The following is a 20,208-nucleotide window of genomic DNA, read 5'->3' as shown; positions in this document are numbered from 1 at the left end:
GCAAAAAGTTATGCAGATGAAGGAATTACAGGTTCATGGCTCGAAAGAAGTCTGAAGATCTCCCCGCGGATTTCGTGGAGAACATTGTCGACATCGATGTCACCAGCGAAATGGAATCCTCGTTCCTGGAGTACGCCTACTCCGTCATCTATTCGCGCGCGCTGCCCGATGCCCGCGACGGCCTGAAGCCGGTGCAGCGGCGCATCCTGTTCCAGATGGCGCAGATGGGCCTGCGCCCGGAAAAGGGCCACGTGAAGTCGGCCCGCGTGGTCGGCGAAGTGATGGGCAAGCTGCACCCGCACGGCGACACCGCCATCTACGACGCGATGGTGCGCCTGTCCCAGGACTTCGCCCTGCGTCTGCCGCTGATCGACGGCCACGGCAACTTCGGTTCGCTGGATGACGGTCCGGCCGCGGCCCGCTACACCGAGGCCCGGCTGGCAGCCTCCGCCGTGGCCATGACGGCGAACCTCGACGAGGACGTGGTCAACTTCGTCCCCAACTACGACAACCAGTTCATGCAGCCCGAGGTGCTCCCCGCGGCTTTCCCGAACCTGCTGGTCAACGGCACCACCGGCATCGCCGTGGGCATGGCCACCAACATGGCCCCGCACAACCTGGGCGAGGTCGTCGCCGCGGCGCAGCACCTGCTGGTGCAGCCGGACGCCACCGTCGAGGACCTGATGAAGTTCGTGCCCGGCCCGGATTTGCCCTCCGGCGGCACCATCGTGGGCCTGGACGGCATCAAGGACGCCTACCGCACCGGCCGCGGCCTATTCCGCACCCGTGCCACCGTGGCCTTGGAGAAGGTCTCCGCGCGCAAGTCCGCGCTGGTGGTCACCGAGCTTCCCTACGGCGTGGGCCCGGAGAAGATCATCGAGAAGATCAAGGACGGGGTCAACAACAAGAAGATCTCCGGCATCTCCGACGTCGTGGACCTGACCGACCGCCACAACGGCCTGAAGCTGGTCATCGAGCTGAAGAACGGCTTCAACCCGAACGCGGTGCTCGCCAGCCTCTACAAGCACACCCCGCTGGAGGACTCCTTCGGCATCAACAACGTGGCGTTGGTCAACGGGCAGCCGCAGACCCTGGGCCTGCGCGAACTGCTGACGGTCTACGTGGACCACCGCGTGGACGTGGTCCGCCGCCGCACCGCCTTCCGCCTGGCCAAGCGCGAGGACCGCCTGCACCTGGTCGAAGGCCTGCTGATCGCGATCGTGGACATCGACGACGTCATTGCGATCATCCGCTCCTCCGAGCAGACCGCCGAGGCGCGCGAACGGCTGATGACGGTCTTCGACCTCTCCGAGCCCCAAGCCAACCACATCCTGGAGCTGCGCCTGCGCCAGCTGACCAAGTACTCCCGCCTGGAGCTGGAGACCGAGGCCGAGCAGTTGCGCAAGGAGATCGAGGAACTGCGCGCCATCCTAGAATCGGAAACGCTGCTGCGCGAACTGGTGTCCAGCGAGCTGGGCGAGATGGCCGAGACCTTCGGCACTCCGCGCCGCACCAAGCTGTCCAAGAGCGCCCAGCTGCAGCCGCTGAAGGGCACCGCCCTGCCGGAGGCCGTCGGGTCGGGCAAGAAGGCCACCTTGGCCATGGAAGTGGCCGACAGCCCCTGCTGGGTCCTGCTCTCGGCCACCGGGCAGATCGCCCGCACCCACGACCGCACCGCGCTGGACTTCTCCGCGGCCCGCATCAAGCACGACGTGCTGGTCTCCCAGGTCGCCTCCAGCGCGCGCGGCGAGATCGGCGCGCTGACCTCCACCGGCCGGATGATCCGCATCTCGTTGATCGACGTGCCGGTGCTGCCCGAGATGCACGGCTTCCCACAGCTGGCCCAGGGCGTGGCCGTGGCCGACTTCCTGAAGCTGCCCAAGGGCGAGGAGGCGGTGGCGCTGCTGCCGTTGAACAAGGTCATCGCCATCGGCACCGAGCGGGGTGTGGTCAAGCGCGTCACCCCTGACTACCCGCTGAACCGCGACGAATTCGAGGCCATCACCTTGAAGGACGGGGACAAGGTCATTGCCGCGGCCCCGGCCGAGGACGAGGACGAATTGGTATTCCTCACCCGCCAGGCGCAGCTGCTGCACTTCGGCGCCTCCGCCGTGCGCGCGCAGGGCCGCACCGGCCGAGGCATGGCGGGCATCAAGCTCGGTGCCGAGGACAAGGTCATCTACTTCGGCGTGGTGCGCGCCGGCGTGCAGGACGCGGTGGTGGCAACCATCGCCGCCGGTTCGCAGACGCTGCCGGGCACTTCCGGCCAGTCGGTGAAGCTGACCGAGTTCAGCGAATTCCCGGCCAAGGGCCGTGCCACCGCCGGCGTGCGTGCCCACCGCTTCGTCAAGGGCGAGGACTACCTGGTGCTTGGCTACGCCGGGCAGGGTCCGGCCCGCGCCAGCTCGGCGGCCGGCGTGGTGCGCGCCCTGCCGACCGAATTCGGCAAGCGCGACGGCTCCGGCGCCCCGCTGGCGCAGAGCATCAACATCCTCGGCGGCTCGCTGAGCGTCGCTACCGGCACCGGCGAAGCCCCGGCCCGCACGGCCTCCGCGGCCACGGCAGGCGCGGAGCTTCCCCCGGTGGTTCCGTCCTCCCGCCCGTCGGTGCAGCCAGGCGAGGACACCTTGCCGTTCGACGACGGCGGGGTCGTGCTCTAGCAGTTTCCGCCGGCCAACTGCGGTTGGCCCCCGGCAGCAGTCAAGCCCGGGACCAGTTCGCACTGAACCGGTCCCGGGCTTGTCCGCGTTGTGGCTGGCCACTCGGAGCCGCGAGCCGTCAGCTGGCGGGAGCCAGCTTGGCCTGCAGCCGGATCTGTCCTTGGCATTCGCGGGCGAGCTGCTCGTCATGAGTGATCAGCACGACGGTGCGCCCTTCGAGCGCGCCGCGCAGGGTCTGCATCAATTCCACGGATTCGTCTTGGCCCAGGTGCGCGGTGGGCTCGTCCAGCAGGATCACCTGGTGCCCGCCCACCAGAGCGCGGGCCACGGCGAGCTTGCAGCGCTGGCCGCCGGAAAGCCGGTGGCCCCCGGAGCCGATACGCGTGTCCAGTCCCCCGGGCTGCTCGGCAAGCCAGCCGCCCAGGCCCACCTGCTGCAGCACGTCCTGGAGCTGGTCGTCGGAAACCTGCACCTCGTCCGCGGCGCCCAAGAGCAGGTTGCGGCGCAGCGTGGAGTCGAACAGGTGCGCTTCCTGCGGGCACCAGGCCACCGAATCCAGGTTCGCCGCGGCGAACTGGTGTTCCCGGCCGTCCGCATCCAGCGCGGCCAGGCGCCCGCCCTCCAGCGGCAGCGCCCCGAGCAGCGCGGTTAGCACCGTGGACTTGCCCGAGCCGGACGGCCCGGTCAGCGCGGTCCACTGGCCCGGTTCGATGCGGGCGGTCAGCTGCTCGATCACCGGGGCCTGCGGCCCGTAACCGAGCGACACGTCCTCCAGCACGAAACCGCGGACAGCTGGCGCGCCGGCCGGGGAGGTCTCCCGCAGCCCGGCCTGGCCTTCGGCTGTGCTGCCCCCGACTCCGCGCGAGGCGAGGGTCGTGGTCAGTTCCTTCAGCGCCCTGCCCTGCTGCACGGCGCTCAGCGCGGCGGTGGCGGATTCGCCCAGGGCCAGGGCCATGAGCACGGCGAGCGCGGTGAAGGAGGCCGAGCTGGTGGATAGCTCCGCGAAGGCGACGGCCAGCGCGCCGGTCAGCAGCGCACCCAGGGCCGGGGCGAGGCCCTGGCCGAGCGCGTGGCGCCGGGCAGCCGAGGTGTTCTCGGATTCGGCGATGGCAAGCTTGTCCAGCACCCGGGCCAGCGACCCATAGGCGCGAAGCGCGCCCTGGTTGCGCAGGATGCCCAGCACGGCTTGGTTCACATTCAGCCGGTGGGCCAGCTGCCGGGCCAGGTGCAGGCCTTCGACTCGGCGCACGAGCCAGCGGCCTGGGAAGGCCAGCAGCAGTCCGGCGGCCAGCGCGGCCCAGCCGAAGGCGGGCTGGATGTAGAACAGCACGGCGATGCCGGCGGCCCAGACGGCGACGGCCTGGATCGGCGGGAAGAGCACGCGGGCCAGCAGGTCGCGCAGCTCGTCGACCTCAGCCAGCAGGAAGCGCAGCACCACCGAGGAGCGGCTTACCAGTCCCCAGCGGGCGGGGTTGGCGACCATGGAGGTCCAGATCTTCTCACGCAGCGCCCCGGCGTAGCCGAGCACGGCGTCGTGGATGGCCAGCTGTTCCAGGTAGCGGAAGGCGGCGCGGCCGATGCCCAGGGTGCGGACCATGACGAAGGCGACGGTCAAGTGCAAGATGGCCGGCTGGTAGCTGGATTCGACGATCAGCCATCCACTCAGTGCGGACAGGGCCACGGCGCACAGGATGCCGAGGGTGCCGTAGACCGCCGCCTTGCGGGCCGGGACGTAGCCGGAGAACAGCTCGCGCAGCGGGTTGAAGCGCGGCGCGGGGCCGGCTGAAGCCGTTGGCGCAGCGGACGCCTGGGCTGACGGGGCCGCAGCATGCCGGCTCGCGAAGTCCCGGGCAGGCTGCGAAGCCTGCGGCGCGCCCTTCTCGCCGGCCTGCGACGGATTGGCGGCCAGCAGCGGGTCGTGGCTGGCAACCAGCACGGCGGTGCCGGCCGGAAGCTCGGCCAGCACCTGGCGTACGGCAGCGGCGTTGGCCATATCCAGATGGGCGGTGGGCTCGTCGGCCAGCAGCAGGCGGCAGTCTGGCACGCTGTGCAGGCGCAGCACGGCGCGCAGCACCTCCAGCCGGCGCAGCTCGCCCGGCGAGTATTCGCCGATCTGCCGCGGCAGCATGGTCTCCAGTTCCAGCCGGGCCGCCAGCTCGGCGACCAGCCGCTCCTCGGCGTCCGGGACGTCCTGGGCCAGCTGGGCCTCGCCGGTGGCGGCGTTGAACTGCGGGTGCTGGCTGATGACTGCCAGCTGGCTGCCCACATAGACCTGGCCGCTGACGCGGGCCGCATCGAAGCTGTTGTCGCTAGTGGAGGCCTCGGCGACCAGGCGCAGCACGGTGGTCTTGCCGGTGCCGCTGGCGGTGGACAGCAGCTTGCGCTCCCCCGGCATCAGGGTGAGGTCCAGGTGCTCGTGCACCGGTTCTCCCGCGCGGTAGCCGATGGACACGTCGCGCAGTTCCAGCAGGCTGCCCGGGGTCGCGGGGACCAGCGAGAGGATCTGGTGGTTTTCCTGTTCGGCGGTGATGGCCTGGTAGCGCTGGTAGGAGGCCAGCCCGTCGTCGGCGGCGTGGTAGGCGGAGCCGACCTCGCGCAGCGCGGAAAACAGCTCCGGGGCGAGGATCAGGATGATCAGGCCCGGAGCCAGGTCCATGCTGCCGCCGACCAGGCGCACGCCGATCATCACTGCCAGCACCGCCACTGACAGGGTGGAGATCAGTTCCAGCCAGAAGCTGGAGAGGAACACGGTTTTGAGATTGGCCATGGTGGCCTGGCGGTACTTTTCGCTGACCGCGGCGATGGCGTTGCCGTGGCGGCGGGCGCGGCCCAGGCCCAGCAGGGCGGGCAGGCCCTGGGCCAGCTCGTACATCTGGTGGGCCAGCGCGTCGAGCTTGGACTGCGAGGCGGCCAGGGTGTCCTGGGTGTGCAGGCCGATCAGGGCCATGAACACCGGGACCAGCGGGATGGTCAGCAGCAGCACCACCGCGCTGATCCAGTCCAGGGACAGGATGTAGATGCCCAGCAGCGCCGGGAGCACCATGGCTCCGATGAGCGCCGGGATGAATTTGGTGAAGTAGTCGTCGAGCTTGTCGATGCCGTGGCTTGCCAGGGTTGCGGTGACCGGCACCGAGTGGTCGGCCGAGTCGGCCGGGACGATGCCCGGCCGGCTCGCCGCGGTGCGCACCAAGGTGGCGCGCATCCGCTCCTTGGCACCCAGCCCCATGCGCCGCGCCCCGGTGTTCAGGCCCCATACCCCGGCGGCGCGGCCCAGCACGCCGGCGGCGGCCAGGACCAGCAGCGCCGGGGTATTGCCGGTTCCGGAGGCCATGTTCGCGATCCACTGGCCCAGGCCGTACGCGGCGAGCACCAGTCCGGCGGTCTTGAGCACCGAGAACACGGTGAGGACCACGATCTGGCGTGGAGCGATCAGCTCTCGGGGCAGGAAGCGCGGTGTGCGCATGGGGTGCGTTCCTTTCGGTCGCCGCGGTGGGGTGTGCTACTTGACGATCGGTTCCGGGTGGTGCGCCTCGGGGATGTGCTCCTCCTTGACGCGCTTGCGGAAGACCCAGTAGCTCCAGGACTGGTAGGCCAGCACCAGCGGGACGCCGAAGGCCGCCACGATGCTCATCAGCTTCAGCGTGTAGGCCGAGCTGGAGGCCGTGTAGATCGTCAGGTCGAAGGCCGGGTCCAGGGTGGAGGGCAGCACGACGGGGAACGCCGCAGTGAAGATCGCCGCCACCCCGGCGGCGAGCATCACGCCCAAGGCGATGAACGAGACGCCTTCGCGTCCGGCGCGGGCGGTGACGATGCTGACGACCAGGGCTAGCGCCGCGGCGGCCAGCAGGGCCCAAGCCACTGCCGAGTCATTGTCCAGCAGCACCATCAATACCCAGGCCACCAGCGGCAGCACGGCCAGCGGCAGCCAGCGGGTGAACAGCCTGCCGGCGCGTTCGCGGACCGGGCCGTCGGTCTTCAGCCGGACGAAGGCCAGCGCGTGGATCCAGCAGAAGGCCACGACCGCCACGCCGCCGAGCACTGCGTACCAGGTCAACCACGCGAACGGTCCGCCCACGCGGTCGCCGTTCTCGTTCAGCGGCAGGCCCAGGGTGGTCAGCGCCAGCATGGCGCCCACGCCGAAGGCCGCGACCAGCGAGCCGTAGCCCAGGGCTGCGTCCCACAGCTTGCGCGAGCGTTCGGTCTTCGCCTTGCCGCGGTACTCGATGGACACGGCGCGGAAGATCAGCGCCACGAGCACGAGCGTCAGCGGGATGTACAGCGCCGAGAACAGCGAGGCGTACCAGTGAGGGAAGGCAGCGAAGGTGGCGCCGCCGGCGGTGAGCAGCCAGACTTCGTTGCCGTCCCAGACCGGGCCGATGGTGTTCAGCAGGACGCGCTTGCGCTTCTCGCTGTTCCTGCCCAGGCCGATGAGCATGCCCACGCCCAGGTCGAAGCCTTCCAGGAAGAGGTAGCCGCACCAGAGCACAGCGATGAGGATGAACCAGAGAGCTGGTAGCCAATCCATGGTGTTTCTCCTATGTTCTGTGCGGGTCTAGTAGGCGAAGGCGAGCACGTCGCCGTCGTCGTTCTTGTCGTGTCCCGGGCCGTCGGCGTCATCCTTGTCAGAGGCCGCGTTCAGCTCCGGCATGGCCGAGCCGATGCCGCCCCGGATGTACCGGGTGAGCAGGACCAGTTCAACTACCAGCAGCACGCCGTAGACGAGGGTCAGGGTGATCAGCGAGAAGAGCATCTCCCCGGCGCTGACCGTCGGCGAAACCGAGGCCGCGGTGTACATGAAGACCTGGTCGATGCCGCCCATCTGCGGGTTCGGCGCCACGGTGAAGGGCTGGCGTCCCATTTCGGTGAAGATCCAGCCTGCCGAGTTCGCACCGAACGGGGCCGCGATGCTCAGCAGCGCCAGGCGGGAGAGCCACTTGCTCTGCGGCACGGTGCCCTTGCGGGTCAGCCACAGGGCCAGAGCCGCGGTGAGCGCGGACAGACCGCCCAGGGTGATCATCAGACGGAAGCCCCAGTAGGTGACTTCCATGACCGGCAGGTAGTTGATCTCCTGGCCTGCGTACGGGCCGAAGTTCGGGTCCTCCGGATAGTACTTGCCGTATTTCTCCTGGTATTCGGGGATCAGGGTGTTCACGCCCTTGACCTCAGTGGTGAAGTCGCCGTTGGCCAGGAAGGACAGCAGGCCAGGCAGTTCAAAGGTGGCCACGATGTCTGCACAGTTGGTGGAGCCCGGAGAGGTGATATCTCCCAGGGTGAGCACCGAGAAGCCGGTGCCGTCATGGCAGGCTGCTTCGGCGGAAGCCATCTTCATTGGCTGCTGCTCGAACATGAGCTTGGCCTGTTCGTGGCCGGTCAGTGCCACGCCGAGGAACGAGACCATGGCGACGACGGCGCCGATGCGCAGCGACTTGATCCACACGTGGTAGTCGGTCTTGTCGCGGCTCTTGCCCTTGCTCAGGTCCTGCCCGACGACAACGCGCCCCTGGGAGTCGACGGAATCGATGCCTTCCTTGCGGCGGCGGTAGAGGTGGAACCAGGAGATGCCCAGCAGGAAACCGCCGGCGACGGCGAATGCGCCGAAGAGCGTGTGCGGGAAGGTGATCAGCGCGGTGTTGTTGGTGAAGACCGCCCAGGCGTCGGTCATGACGGCCTTGCCGTCGATGATCTCAGCGCCGACCGGGTGCTGCATCCACGAGTTGGCGACCAGGATGAAGTAGGCCGAGAGCAGCGAAGCCAGCGCCGCGGCCCAGATCGTGGCAAGGTGGGCCAGCTTGGGAAGCTTCTTCCAGCCGAAGATCCATAACCCGAGGAAGGTCGATTCGACGAAGAAAGCCAGCAGGGCTTCCATGGCCAGCGGAGCGCCGAACACGTCGCCGACATAGCGGCTGTATTCGCTCCAGGCCATGCCGAACTGGAATTCCTGGACGATGCCGGTGGCAACGCCCATGATGAAGTTGATCAGGAACAGCTTGCCCCAGAACTTGGTCATGCGCAGCCACTGCTCGTTGCCCGTGCGGTACCAGACGGTTTGAAGCACCGCCACGGTCAAGCCCAGGCCCAGCGTCAAGGGCACCATCAAGAAGTGGTACACGGTTGTAATGCCAAATTGCCACCGGGCAATCTCTAATGCATCCATCGGGTCCTCTGTATATATGTGTCGCGAGTTGGTTGATTGCCAACTTCTACGCCCCGTAGAAATTAGCTCCCGTGATCACCATAGTTCAATTTCGACAACATGTAGAAATCGCGTCGGCCATGTCACTCGCGCGGCCCGGAAATCTGGGAAGCAGCCCTTAAAAATCAGGTTCGGGCGATTCTAAACCCGTAAACCGTTTCACGTCCACGGAAATTAAATTCCCCAAGTCAGCAAAAAGTACCCTTCATAACTTCAGCCGGAACGCCGCAAATAGGAAACGGCGTGCTCACAGAGCTCTTTTACGGTACGTAGAAATATTGGTCAAATGCCGCTACAATGAGATTTCCAAGCACCAGATTTCACGTCGTTACGACGGGAGGCCTGGTGCGCAGCAACTAAAGCAAGTGAGGTACTACCTAGTGGCCAGCCTTGGCGATCTGGAACGCTCCGTCATGGACCTGCTGTGGGATTCCGCAGAACCACTCACCGCAAACGACCTCCGGGACGATCTTGCGGCACTTGGTACCGATGCAAAGGAACTCGCAGTCACCACGGTTCTCACCGTGTTGGCACGACTGGAGAAGAAGGGCCTCGTGATACGCGAACGTACCACCCGCCCTCACCGTTACACCGCGTCCTCCACCCGCGAGGATCACACTGTGGGATTGCTCAACGACGCCCTGGGGACCGCCCAGGACCGCGAAGCAGTTCTCGCCCGCTTTATCGGCGGCATTTCAGCAGATGAAGCAGCATCCCTTCGTGCTATCTTGGACACTGTAAAGTCCGCCTAATTTACACGAACTTCGGGGACTGAGTGCTTCTCACCTCATATTTCCTAGCGGCGTTGGCTATCGCATTGGCGTGGCCAACGCCGCTGGCGTTGTCCAAGGCAAAATGGACCTCCCGTGCTCCCGTGCAAGCTGTCCTGCTCTGGCAGGCCATCGCACTTGGCGGTGGCTTGTCCATGATCGGCTCCATGCTGGTCTGGGGCCTGGCGCCACTGGGGAACGACCTGATCTCGGCGCTGATTGCCGGCTGGGGCTTGATCACCGGCGAACCCGGTGTCGCCTATCCCGGCGTCGTGCACCTTTTCGCCTTGAGCACCGCCCTGCTGTTCGGCTTCCATCTGGTGCTCACCCTGGCCCGCGCCGCATGGCGCACCACCAGACAGCGCGCCAAGCATCGGCAGCTGCTCCGCCTGCTAAGCAACCCTTCCGAGACCCGGCCCAATACCCTGGTGCTGGATCACGACATGCCGGTCGCCTATTGCGTACCGGGGATCGCCCAATCCGTCACCGTGCTCTCCCGCGGGCTGCTCACCAAGCTCTCCCCCGAGGAACAGGCTGCGGTGATCGCCCATGAAAGCTCGCATCTGGACCAGCGGCACGATCTGCTGATCCTGGCGTTCACCGCATGGAACGAGGCGCTGCCCTGGCTTCCGACGTCCCGACTGTCGCTGGACGCGGTGCGCCAGCTGATCGAGATGCTGGCCGATGACAAGGCTCTGGAACAGGTCAGACGCCAAACCCTGCTCAAGGCCATCGTGACCGTCGCGGCGGCCGCCGCCCCCGAGGCTCCGGGCTCCGCCGCCGCAGGTTCATCCAACGCGCAGCAGGTAGGGATGCCCGGCGGCGAAGTCTCCTCCCGTCGCCTGCAACGGCTGCTCACCCCCGAGGAACCGCTGGCTAAACCGCAGCGCGGCCTGGTCCTTGCCTGCACCGTGCTGCTCATGGTGTGCCCGACCGTCCTGCTGATCGCTCCGCGCCTGCTGGCTTGGTAGCCGCCGGCCCCGCCAACAACGAAGTCCGCCACCGCCAGCCCACGATACGTGGGCTGGCGGCGGCGGACTCGGTTTTCGCTGGTTTTACACGTCGATGCGTTCGCGCTCCAGGTCTTCGGCTCCGGCGATGATGAAGCTTTTGCGCGGCGCGACGTCCGAACCCATCAGCAGGTCGAAGATCTCCTCTGCCTGCTGGGCGTGCTCGATGTTCACGCGGCGCAGCATGCGGTGGCGCGGATCCATGGTGGTTTCGGCCAACTGGTCCGCATCCATCTCACCCAGGCCCTTATAGCGCTGGATCGGTTCCTTGTAGCGCCGCCCCTCGGCTTCGATCTTGGCCAGCAGGCGCTGCATCTCGGCTTCGGAATAGGTGTACACCACTTCGTTCTGCTTGGATCCGGGGTTGATGATCTCGATGCGGTGCAGCGGGGGAACCGCCGCGTACACGCGCCCGTGCTCGATCATCGGCCGCATGTAGCGGTAGAACAAGGTCAGCAGCAGGGTTCGGATGTGCGCGCCGTCGACGTCGGCATCGGTCATCAGGATGATCTTGCCGTAGCGGGCCTGCTCGATGTCGAAGCTGCGGCCCGACCCTGCGCCGATCACCTGGATCATCGCCGCGCATTCGGCGTTCGAGAGCATGTCGGAGACCGAGGCCTTCTGCACGTTCAGGATCTTGCCGCGGATCGGCAGCAGCGCCTGGAATTCGCTGGAGCGAGCCAAGCGGGCGGTGCCCAGGGCGCTATCGCCCTCGACGATGAACATTTCGGAACGGCCGACTTCCTTGCTGCGGCAGTCCAGCAGCTTGGTTGGCAGCGACGAGGATTCCAGCGCGGTCTTGCGCCGTTGGGTTTCCTTGTGCATGCGGGCCGAGACGCGGGATTTCATCTCGTTGACGACCTTCTCCAGCAAGGAGGAGGCCTCGGCCTTCTCACTGCGCTTGCTGGAGCCGAGGCGTTCGTTCATGGCCTTTTCCAGAACCTTGGAAACCACCTGGCGCACCTGGGGCGTGCCCAGGATTTCCTTGGTCTGGCCCTCGAACTGCGGCTCGGCCAGGCGCACGGTGAGCACTGCGGTCATGCCGGCCAGGACGTCATCCTTCTCCAGCTTGTCCTTCTGGCCGAACTTCAGCTTGCGGGCGTTGGCCTCGACGTTCTTGCGGAACGACTTCAGCAGGGCCTGCTCGAAACCGGTCGTATGGGTTCCGCCCTTGGGGGTGGCGATGATGTTGACGAAGCTGCGCAGCGTGGTGTCGTAGCCAATCCCCCAGCGCAGCGCGACGTCGACTTCGCACACGCGCTGCACGTCCTCGATGTGGCTGCGGCCGTTCTCGTCGATCACCGGGACCTTCTCGTGGAAGGAGCCGCTGCCGTGGAAACGCCAGATATCAGTCACCGGCGAATCGCTGCTCAAGAAGTCGACGAACTCGCTGATGCCGCCGTCATGCTGGAAGACCTCTTCGTGAGGCCCTTCGGCCCCGGGGGTGCCGGGCAGGCCGCGCTCGTCGCGCAGGGTGATGCGCAGTCCTGGAACCAGGAACGACGTCTGGCGCGCCCGGTCCTGGAGGTCGGTATAGGAAAATTTCGCGTCCGGAGTGAAAATGTAGTTATCCGCCCAGTAGCGAATGCGCGTTCCGGTGACTCCGCGTTTAGCCTTGCCGATGACCTCCGGCGGGGTGGCCTTTTCGTGCGGGATGAATTCCGCATCGAACTTCTTGCGGCCCTTGTCCACGAAGGCTCCAGGCTCGCCACGGCGGAACTGCATGGCGTAGGTCTTGCCGCCGCGGTCCACTTCGACATCGAGCCGGGAGGATAGCGCGTTGACCACCGAGGCGCCCACGCCGTGCAGGCCGCCGGAGGCGCTGTAGGAACCGCCGCCGAACTTGCCACCGGCGTGCAGCTTGGTGAAAACGACCTCTAGGCCGCTCAATCCGGTTTTTGGTTCAACGTCTACCGGAATGCCTCGGCCGTCATCCTGGACCTCGACCGATCCGTCGCTATGCAGGATCACGTTGATCGATTGGCCGAAGCCGCCCAGGGCTTCGTCAACCGAGTTGTCGATGATTTCCCACAGGCAATGCATCAGGCCGCGGGAATCGGTGGAACCGATGTACATACCCGGCCGCTTGCGCACGGCCTCCAGGCCTTCAAGAACCGAGAGGTGGCGGGCGTTGTAATTTTCGGATGAGGCCACTGGGCTGCTGTCTCCTACTGACGCGAGAAAAGAACTACTTTGCATTCCATTCTAATCGTTACTTTGTTCGAATTGGCGGCATTTGGCGGTAATGCGGTTGCCGGTCCGGCCGTGAGAGCTTATCCACACTCGCTACGCGGTGAGCGAAAGCGCGGCCCTTTCGGGATAAAGTCAGGGGCAAAGCTGGTTGTATAGAGTAACCATCTATTTAGGGAGGCTGGCGATGACTACTACAACACCTAGTCGTGAACTCAACGCCCTCGACCGGTGCGACCGCTGCGGTGCACAGGCCTACGTACGGGCTGTGCTGGCTTCTACCGGCGGCGAGCTGCTCTTCTGCGCTCACCATGCACGGGACGTGGAACCAAAACTGCGCCCACAGACTTCCGTGTGGCATGACGAGTCCTCGCGGCTCCACGAAAAGCCGAAGGTCGACATCAACGACTGATCGTAACTTGTCCCGCGAGGGATGCACCGCAGGCGGTCCCATCACTGGATGGGACCGCCTGCGGTTTTTTGTGCCGCCAAGCTGCCGGCGGAGCCAGTCGCGCTGGCCGCGCTTGGGTGATTAAGCAGCTGTGGCCGGGACGATCCTTGCGGATCGGCCCGGCCACAGCTCACTAAAGACTTAGTCGAGGTAGTCCCGAAGCACCTGTGAACGCGACGGGTGGCGCAGCTTCGACATGGTCTTCGACTCGATCTGGCGGATACGCTCACGGGTCACGCCGTAGACCTTGCCGATTTCGTCCAGGGTCTTGGGCTGTCCGTCGGTCAGGCCGAAGCGCATGGCGACAACGCCGGCCTCGCGCTCAGATAGGGTGTCGAGCACCGAGTGCAGCTGCTCCTGCAGCAGGGTGAAGGAAACCGCATCGGCTGGCACGACGGCCTCGGAGTCTTCGATCAGGTCGCCGAACTCGGAATCGCCGTCCTCGCCCAACGGGGTGTGCAGCGAAATCGGTTCGCGGCCGTACTTCTGGACCTCGACCACCTTTTCCGGGGTCATGTCCAGTTCCTTGGCCAGCTCTTCCGGGGTTGGTTCGCGGCCCAGGTCCTGCAGCATCTGGCGCTGGACGCGTGCCAGCTTGTTGATCACTTCAACCATGTGGACCGGGATGCGAATGGTACGCGCCTGGTCAGCCATGGCACGGGTAATCGCCTGGCGGATCCACCAGGTCGCGTAGGTGGAGAACTTGAAGCCCTTGGTGTAGTCGAACTTCTCCACGGCGCGGATCAGGCCCAAGTTGCCTTCCTGGATCAGGTCCAGGAAAAGCATGCCGCGGCCGGTGTAGCGCTTGGCCAGCGAGACCACAAGGCGGAGGTTGGCCTCCAAAAGGTGGTTCTTGGCGATCTTGCCGTCGTGGATGATCTGCTCGTAGTCCCAGCGCAGTCGCTGGTCGATGCCTTCGCTGTGGTGATCCAGCTTGTCCTGCGCGAACAGGCCGGCTTCGATACGCAGCGCGAGATCGACTTCCTGTTCCGCGTTCAGCAGGGCAACCTTGCCAATCTGCTTCAGGTAGTCCTTAACCGGGTCCGCGGTAGCGCCGGCAACCATGACCTGTTGCTGCGGGGCGTCGTCGTCGGTGGTCGAGAGGGTGAAGCCCTTGGACTCTTCCTCTGGCTTCTCGCCGGCCTTTGCTTCGGCGTTTGCCTCGGCATCGTCGTCGAGTTCCTCGGGCTCGGTGGCCTCTTCGGTCTGATCTACGGAGTCGGCTGCTGCCTTCTTGGTACGGGCCTTGGTAGCGCGCTTCTTCGCTACAGGCTTGGATACCGATTCCTCGGCGACGTCGACCTCAGCCTCGGTTGCCTTGCGATTAGCGTTCGTCTCAGAAGATGACACGAATAACCTTTCTAACGATGCGTTCCGGATGCACCTGCCGGTAACACCACTATGACCCTGTCAAGTCCGATAGCAATTCGTACACGACGAATCACCGTAAGTTGGCGCATCCTTTACAACGCACCAGCTCCGCCAAATGTTCCCAAAATCAGTGACTTTGAGGCATAGGCGCTTTCGAACCTAACCGGGTCTGTGGAACCATTATCCATGAATTGATGCCCGGACACCACTTGGAGGGCGCAAAGGCGCATCGTGTCATGCGAAATGGGCCCTCCAAGCCCTCAGCTGGTCGGTGGCCCAATGCGGCATGATGCCCTGATTGAGCATTTCCTTCAGCAGCTTCGCCAGATTGTAGTCCGGGCATTCGCGAAACACCTGGTCCAACAGCGTCATGGCCAGGGATCCCCTTCCCTTGGCCCATTCAATCCAGCCGAGCACACACATCAGCGCGTAGCGCTGGTGGTTCTGCGCAATGCCCAGCAGATCGCGGGCCAGGTACCACAACCTCTCGGTGCGCTCCCAATCGGGACTGCGCCACCCTTGGCCCAGCAGGAACTGGCCCAGTTCCGGCACTTCCTCCCCCGGTTCGCGTTCGGACAACTTGACCAGAACATCAACCGTTTCCCCATGGCTGGTACCGGCAAGATAGGGAAGGATGTCGCGCACGACTTTCCAACGCAACGAGTCGATCAGTTCGGCCGCGCAGGTTGGGTCCTCATGGATTTCCCGGGCAGCAAGTTCCGGCGGCAACTCCAGTAGCTTCGCCCAGCGGGCGATTCCTTCGACAGAATTCCCTCTGAGCGCGTCCGCCAGCTCCCTGACGTTCTCCGCGTTGGGCCATGGCTCCATGCCGCACCCGTCCCAGGGCTTGTCCAGCGGCGCCGATCCTGCCAGCACCATCGACAGGTGCGTCTCGTTTCCGTCGGTCTCCGGCCTTGGCAGCCAGGCCTCGACGCTTTCCGCATGGTAGTCCCAGATGCACCGGGGCCCCAGGCACCAGGCATGGCGCAGCTCGATGCCCCGCAGCTGCAGCCGGTCGCGGAGTTTCTCGTGCATCGCCCGGTAGGGAATTTCGCGGCAACTTCCGAGCCCTGACGGCGCGTAGACCACGGCGACAACACTGCGCACTTCGGGCATCCGGCGCAGGAGGTTTGTCACCTGCAACACCCAGGCATTCAGCCCTTCCTCCGGTTGCATGGCGGGCAGGTCGACGCGCAGCGTTGCTTCCAGCCGTTGTTCCTGGACCAGCAGGAGCACCACCGAATCGACGGGGTGGAATCCCAAAGCGTGCGGGATGTAGGCGAGGATGTCTTCAACATCCGCGAGGGACAGCGGGTGGCGTTCAGGTGTAGTAGTCATGAACCCACGGTGAAGCACCGGGCCTGTGTCCTTTCCCGATGCCTGGCGAACTGTGGAGAACCAAAGGGGCAGGCCGGCGAAGGACGCGGAGCTAGCCGTTTTCGGCCAGGAATCGCCTGGCCTTACCCCGTTCAATCAGCATGAAGGACACCCCGATGACCATCATGACGAACTGGAAGGACAGCGCGACGCGGAATGCCGGGAGGTTGTAGAGCTCCCCGGTCGAGCCGCCGGCTTTGTAGGCCCAGTCCATGATGAATCCGATGACGTAGATCGTGATGAAGGCGCCGATGAAGCCGCCGGTGTTCACCACGCCGGTTGCGGTTCCCTGCAGGTGGGGCGGATTGAACGTGCGGGCGAAGTCGAAGCCGATCACCGACGCCGGGCCACCGGCGGCGACTGCAACCATGAGGATGATCAGCACCCACATCGGCGCCTGTCCCGGCCACAGCAGCACGATAGCCCACATCACGACCATCCCGGCGATGATTCCCAGCGCGAAGAAGGAGCGCTTGCCCGGATGCCGAGATGTCAAGGCGCCAAGCAGCGGACCGACCAGCACTGCGACCACGACGAACACCGACATCAGGCTCGAAGCCAGTGCGCTGTCGATCCCTTGGCCTTGGACCAGGAACGGGTAGCCCCAGGTCATCATGAACGTATTGATCATGAATGCGGTGGAGAAGTGGGTCCAGAATCCGAGCCTGGTGCCGGGCTGCCGCAAGGCCGCCAGTAGGCGCGATCCCTGGTGCGTTCCGGCGCCCTGCTTGGCGTGCGCCCAGCTGTCGCCGTTGCGGACAAAGGCGATGGTGGTAATCAGCGTCGCGAAGGCAAAGGCCGAGAGGACCGAGAAGGCGGGAGTCCATCCGCGGGCCACGAGGATCATGTGGAACGGGAAGATGCTGATCAGCTGCCCCAACTGGCCGAACGTTCCCGTCAGCTGGGTCAGGATGGGGATCCGCGATCCGGAGAACCACAGCGGCAGCAGCTTCAGCACCGAGACGAAAACCATGGCATCACCCATGCCGACCATGACACGGCCGACAAGTCCCATGGGGACGTTGGCTGAAATGGCGAGGAACGCTTGGCCGGCGGTCATCAGCATCGCGCCGGTGGTAATCAGGATGCGCGGGCCGAAACGGTCCAAGAGCAACCCGACCGGGACTTGCGCCCCGGCATAGACCACCAGCTGGACCACCGAGAAGGTGGCCATGATCTGCGCGTTGGCGTCGAAGCGCTCGGTGGCTTCAAGTCCGGCCACGCCGAAGCTGGTGCGCTGCGCAATGGCCGAAATGTAGGTAAGTATTGCGAAACCGTAGACGAGCCACGATTTTTTCGAGTTCAGGTGGGAAGTGCTCACTGTTCCGTTTCACCCGGGAACGGGTCATTCTCGGAATTGTTCAGCCAGTCCTGCGTGTCTTCGATCGTCGCCAGGAAGTCTTCAACGCGGGTGCCCAGTTCCTCGGCATCCGGCATGTCTTCCCCCTCGTCGAGCAGCAGCGAACGGCGCTCGTGCTCCTGGGCGTGCGCGTCGAATCGCTGTTCGAAGCCGTCGACCATCTGGCGCACGTCGGTGCTGCTTTCGAGCTGCTCGGCCAGTTGCGTGTCGACCAGCCGGCCCGCTTCGCGCAGGTTGTCCGTCGGCAGGGCGAGCTTCAGCGCGGCGCCGACATGCTCCAAGGCGGCCACCGCCACCGCCGGGTACTCAGATTCGGCGAGGTAGTGCGGGGTGTGCAGCGAATAGCCGACCACGTCGCGCCCTGCGTCGTTGAGGCGGATCTCCATCAGCGAGGTCAGTCCCGCCGGGGATTCCACGGTGGGGCTCCAGGTCGAGATGTTTTCGATCAGGTCCTTGCGGTTGCCGTGGGCGGTGACCCCGACCGGGCGGGTGTGCGGCACCGGCATCGGCAGGGACGCGGTGCTGACCACGAGGCAGATGTTGAACGCCTCGATGAAGCCGAGCAGCTCGGCAACCAGCCGCTCCCATTTCAGGTCCGGTTCCACGCCGGTCAGCAGCCAGAACTTGCGTTCAAGCTCGTCGGTCATGAGATACATCTCCAAGCGCGGGGCCTGGTAGCCGGCGAAATGGTCGCCCAGGAAGGTCACCCGCGGCCGCTGGGAGGTGTAGGCCACCAACTCGTCGGCGTCGAAGGTCGCGAACAACTCGGAGTCCAGGCGGCCGAACAGCTCGTTGGCCACCTGCGAGTGGGCATGGCCTGCATCTGACATTCCGCGCAGCGCCACGTACATGCCCAGGCCCTGAAGTCGGGCGTCGTCCACCTCGGACGCGACCAACGTCATCAACGGTTCCCTGGACATGTCCACCTCTCTACTGACCACACTGGAAAGAATTCCTGCCCCGCCACGATGCTCCTGGCACACGGCATCCGGACACAGCTCAATCATCAATCCTAGCGCGTGCGGGCTTTCGCTCGCTGTGAAGTATCGCACGCCGACGCCGGACCTCGGATAACATCGTCTATGGGAGATACGCAGCCCACCGGCATCACCGTTTCCGGCATTGAACTCTGGGCTGTCTCGTCCTTAGACCCTACAAAGGCATAGAAGGAATGATTTTGTGATCAACTCCAGTGATCTCACACTGACTGCCATCGGCACCGACATCAAGCGCAAGAGCGCCGATACCCTGGTGCTGGGCGTACTGAAGAACGGCGACAAGGTGTCAATTGCCGCGTCCCCGTTCTCCGCGGACGTCACCACCGAACTTGAGAAGTCGCTGACCCTGATCGGCGTCGGCGGCAAGGCCGACGAGGTGGCGCTGCTGCCAGCCGTCGAGGAGACCAAGGCCAAGGTCCTGATGTTCATCGGCCTAGGCGTCAAACAACTGTCGGAGCTGGATGCAGAGACCCTGCGCCGCGCCGCCGGTTCGGCCGCCCGCCAGATGTCCAACGCCAAGAGCGCGATCTACGCGCTGCCTGCCGACACCACCGAACGCGTCGCGGCGATCGCCGAGGGCATCGCCCTGGGCTCCTACCGCTACGAGAACCTGCGCACCGCCGCCAACGACAAGCCGGTGCTCGCCGAAGCCATGGTCGCCACCGACGCAGCGACCTCCAAGGACTTGCCGGATGCCCTCAAGCGCGCCGCGATCCTCGGCCGCGCCGTGCGCGCTACCCGCGATTTGATCAACACCCCGGCGAACCTGCTTTACCCGGAGTCCTTCGCCCAGGCGGTCAAGGACTACACCAAGCCGCTGCCGCTGAAGGTCACCGTCATGGACGAGAAGCGCCTGGCCAAGGACGGCTTCGGCGGCCTGATCGGCGTGGGCGGCGGCTCAGCCCGCCAGCCGCGCATGGTCAAGGTGGAGTACTCGCCGGCCAAGGCCCCGAAGCACCTGGCGCTGATCGGCAAGGGCATCACCTTCGACACCGGCGGCATCTCGCTGAAGCCGCCTGCAGGCATGCACGCCATGAAGTCGGACATGTCCGGCGCCGCCGCGATGTTCCAGACCATCTGCGCCGTGGCCGAGCTGGGCCTGGACCTGAAGGTCACCGCATGGCTGTGCCTGGCCGAGAACATGCCAGGCGGGGCCTCGACCCGTCCGGGCGACGTCATCACCATGTTCGGCGGCAAGACCGTCGAGGTGCTGAACACCGACGCCGAGGGCCGCCTGGTGATGGCCGACGGCCTGGCCGCAGCCAGCGAGGAAAAGCCTGACGTGATGATCGACATGGCCACCCTGACCGGCGCGCAGATGCTGGCACTTGGCCTGCGCACCGCCGGCATCATGGGCAACGAGCAGGTCCGCGACGACCTGGTCGCCGCGTCCGACGAAGCCGGCGAGCTGGCCTGGGCCATGCCGCTGCCCGAGGAGCTGCGCCCGAGCATCGACTCGCAGGTGGCAGACCTGGCGAACATCGGCGAACGCATGGGCGGCATGATGACCGCCGCCGTCTTCCTGGAGGAGTTCGTCGGAGAGGTCGACGGCGCCAAGATCCCTTGGGCCCACATCGACTTCGCCGGTCCCGCCTTCAACGAGGGCAAGGCCTGGGGCTACACCCCGAAGAACGGCACCGGCTCGCAGGTCCGCACGCTGGTTGCCTACGCTGAAAAGCTGGCCGGCACCCGCTAGGACTATCCGTGGCGCATGGAATTTATCAATTTCATGCGCCACGGCCGGTTCAGGGCAACGAGACATACCCTACTTTTGGGCGCGCGAAGGTGACTGCACCGCGCCGACGGTACTAAGGTAAGTTTTGAAACA

The 20,208-nt window shown here is 65.4% G+C and carries 13 protein-coding genes; 5 read left to right on the top strand and 8 right to left on the bottom strand.

Annotation, left to right across the window (positions count from 1 at the left end):
* Positions 1–35: 35 nt before the first annotated feature.
* Positions 36–2,660 (top strand): DNA topoisomerase IV subunit A, encoded by a 2,625-nt coding sequence (locus tag DFO58_RS02980; protein WP_120989250.1) that lies wholly within the window; start codon positions 36–38, stop codon positions 2,658–2,660.
* Positions 2,661–2,778: 118 nt separating this feature from the next.
* On the opposite strand, the gene cydC is transcribed toward DFO58_RS02980, so the two are convergent.
* From cydC to DFO58_RS02965, 3 genes are read right to left on the bottom strand one after another with little or no spacing between them, the layout of a single operon-like run.
* Positions 2,779–6,123 (bottom strand): thiol reductant ABC exporter subunit CydC, encoded by a 3,345-nt coding sequence (gene cydC, locus DFO58_RS02975; RefSeq protein ID WP_120989249.1) that lies wholly within the window; start codon positions 6,121–6,123, stop codon positions 2,779–2,781.
* A gap of 36 nt (positions 6,124–6,159) precedes the next feature.
* Complete coding sequence (gene cydB / locus DFO58_RS02970; RefSeq protein ID WP_047119451.1) at positions 6,160–7,185, bottom strand: cytochrome d ubiquinol oxidase subunit II; 1,026 nt, start codon at positions 7,183–7,185, stop codon at positions 6,160–6,162.
* 27 nt (positions 7,186–7,212) lie between these two features.
* On the bottom strand, positions 7,213–8,814 hold the full coding sequence (locus DFO58_RS02965; protein ID WP_047119452.1) for a cytochrome ubiquinol oxidase subunit I: 1,602 nt from the start codon (positions 8,812–8,814) through the stop codon (positions 7,213–7,215).
* A gap of 419 nt (positions 8,815–9,233) precedes the next feature.
* Between DFO58_RS02965 and DFO58_RS02960 the strand changes: the two genes are divergently transcribed.
* The gene (locus DFO58_RS02960; protein WP_047120787.1) at positions 9,234–9,605 is read left to right on the top strand and encodes a BlaI/MecI/CopY family transcriptional regulator; all 372 of its coding nucleotides are present in this window, start codon (positions 9,234–9,236) and stop codon (positions 9,603–9,605) included.
* 23 nt (positions 9,606–9,628) lie between these two features.
* On the top strand, positions 9,629–10,594 hold the full coding sequence (locus DFO58_RS02955; RefSeq protein ID WP_113606446.1) for a M56 family metallopeptidase: 966 nt from the start codon (positions 9,629–9,631) through the stop codon (positions 10,592–10,594).
* An 84-nt stretch (positions 10,595–10,678) separates the two neighbouring features.
* Here the strand turns inward: DFO58_RS02955 and DFO58_RS02950 are convergent, their stop codons facing one another.
* Positions 10,679–12,787, bottom strand: coding sequence for a DNA topoisomerase IV subunit B (locus DFO58_RS02950; RefSeq protein ID WP_047119454.1), 2,109 nt, complete (start codon positions 12,785–12,787; stop codon positions 10,679–10,681).
* A gap of 223 nt (positions 12,788–13,010) precedes the next feature.
* Here DFO58_RS02950 and DFO58_RS02945 point away from each other — a divergent pair, with 223 nt between their 5' ends.
* Positions 13,011–13,235, top strand: coding sequence for a hypothetical protein (locus tag DFO58_RS02945; RefSeq protein WP_047119455.1), 225 nt, complete (start codon positions 13,011–13,013; stop codon positions 13,233–13,235).
* Between the two features lie 180 nt (positions 13,236–13,415).
* Here DFO58_RS02945 and DFO58_RS02940 read toward each other — a convergent pair whose 3' ends face one another.
* From DFO58_RS02940 to DFO58_RS02925, 4 genes are all read right to left on the bottom strand, one after another.
* Positions 13,416–14,624, bottom strand: coding sequence for an RNA polymerase sigma factor (locus DFO58_RS02940; protein ID WP_120989248.1), 1,209 nt, complete (start codon positions 14,622–14,624; stop codon positions 13,416–13,418).
* A 255-nt stretch (positions 14,625–14,879) separates the two neighbouring features.
* Entirely contained in the window at positions 14,880–15,983 is a 1,104-nt protein-coding gene (locus tag DFO58_RS02935; protein WP_120989247.1) for a DUF4192 domain-containing protein, read from the bottom strand.
* A 91-nt stretch (positions 15,984–16,074) separates the two neighbouring features.
* Positions 16,075–17,343 (bottom strand): MFS transporter, encoded by a 1,269-nt coding sequence (locus tag DFO58_RS02930; RefSeq protein ID WP_120989246.1) that lies wholly within the window; start codon positions 17,341–17,343, stop codon positions 16,075–16,077.
* Positions 17,340–18,284 carry a PAC2 family protein gene (locus DFO58_RS02925; protein WP_231735936.1) on the bottom strand — a complete coding sequence of 315 codons (945 nt, stop codon included), beginning with the start codon at positions 18,282–18,284 and terminating at the stop codon, positions 17,340–17,342. The genes DFO58_RS02930 and DFO58_RS02925 overlap by 4 nt, the downstream gene beginning before the upstream one ends.
* Positions 18,285–18,561: 277 nt before the next feature.
* Between DFO58_RS02925 and DFO58_RS02920 the strand changes: the two genes are divergently transcribed.
* Positions 18,562–20,076: a leucyl aminopeptidase gene (locus DFO58_RS02920; RefSeq protein ID WP_120989245.1), complete on the top strand. Its 1,515-nt coding sequence runs from the start codon at positions 18,562–18,564 to the stop codon at positions 20,074–20,076.
* Positions 20,077–20,208: the final 132 nt, after the last annotated feature.

Source organism: Arthrobacter sp. AG1021 (assembly GCF_003633665.1).
Taxonomy (GTDB): Bacteria; Actinomycetota; Actinomycetes; order Actinomycetales; family Micrococcaceae; genus Glutamicibacter; species Glutamicibacter soli.
Note: the sequence above shows the minus strand (reverse complement) of the source record. Positions and strands in the feature narration are given on the sequence as shown.

Excerpts from the sequence above, each read along its gene's own strand:
- cydB (WP_047119451.1), bottom strand. The coding sequence starts at position 7,185 with ATGGATTGGCTACCAGCTCTCTGGTTCATCCTCATCGCTGTGCTCTGG.
- DFO58_RS02945 (WP_047119455.1), top strand. The coding sequence starts at position 13,011 with ATGACTACTACAACACCTAGTCGTGAACTCAACGCCCTCGACCGGTGC.
- DFO58_RS02980 (WP_120989250.1), top strand. The coding sequence starts at position 36 with ATGGCTCGAAAGAAGTCTGAAGATCTCCCCGCGGATTTCGTGGAGAAC.
- DFO58_RS02935 (WP_120989247.1), bottom strand. The coding sequence starts at position 15,983 with ATGACTACTACACCTGAACGCCACCCGCTGTCCCTCGCGGATGTTGAA.
- DFO58_RS02925 (WP_231735936.1), bottom strand. The coding sequence starts at position 18,284 with ATGACGTTGGTCGCGTCCGAGGTGGACGACGCCCGACTTCAGGGCCTG.
- cydC (WP_120989249.1), bottom strand. The coding sequence starts at position 6,123 with ATGCGCACACCGCGCTTCCTGCCCCGAGAGCTGATCGCTCCACGCCAG.
- DFO58_RS02965 (WP_047119452.1), bottom strand. The coding sequence starts at position 8,814 with ATGGATGCATTAGAGATTGCCCGGTGGCAATTTGGCATTACAACCGTG.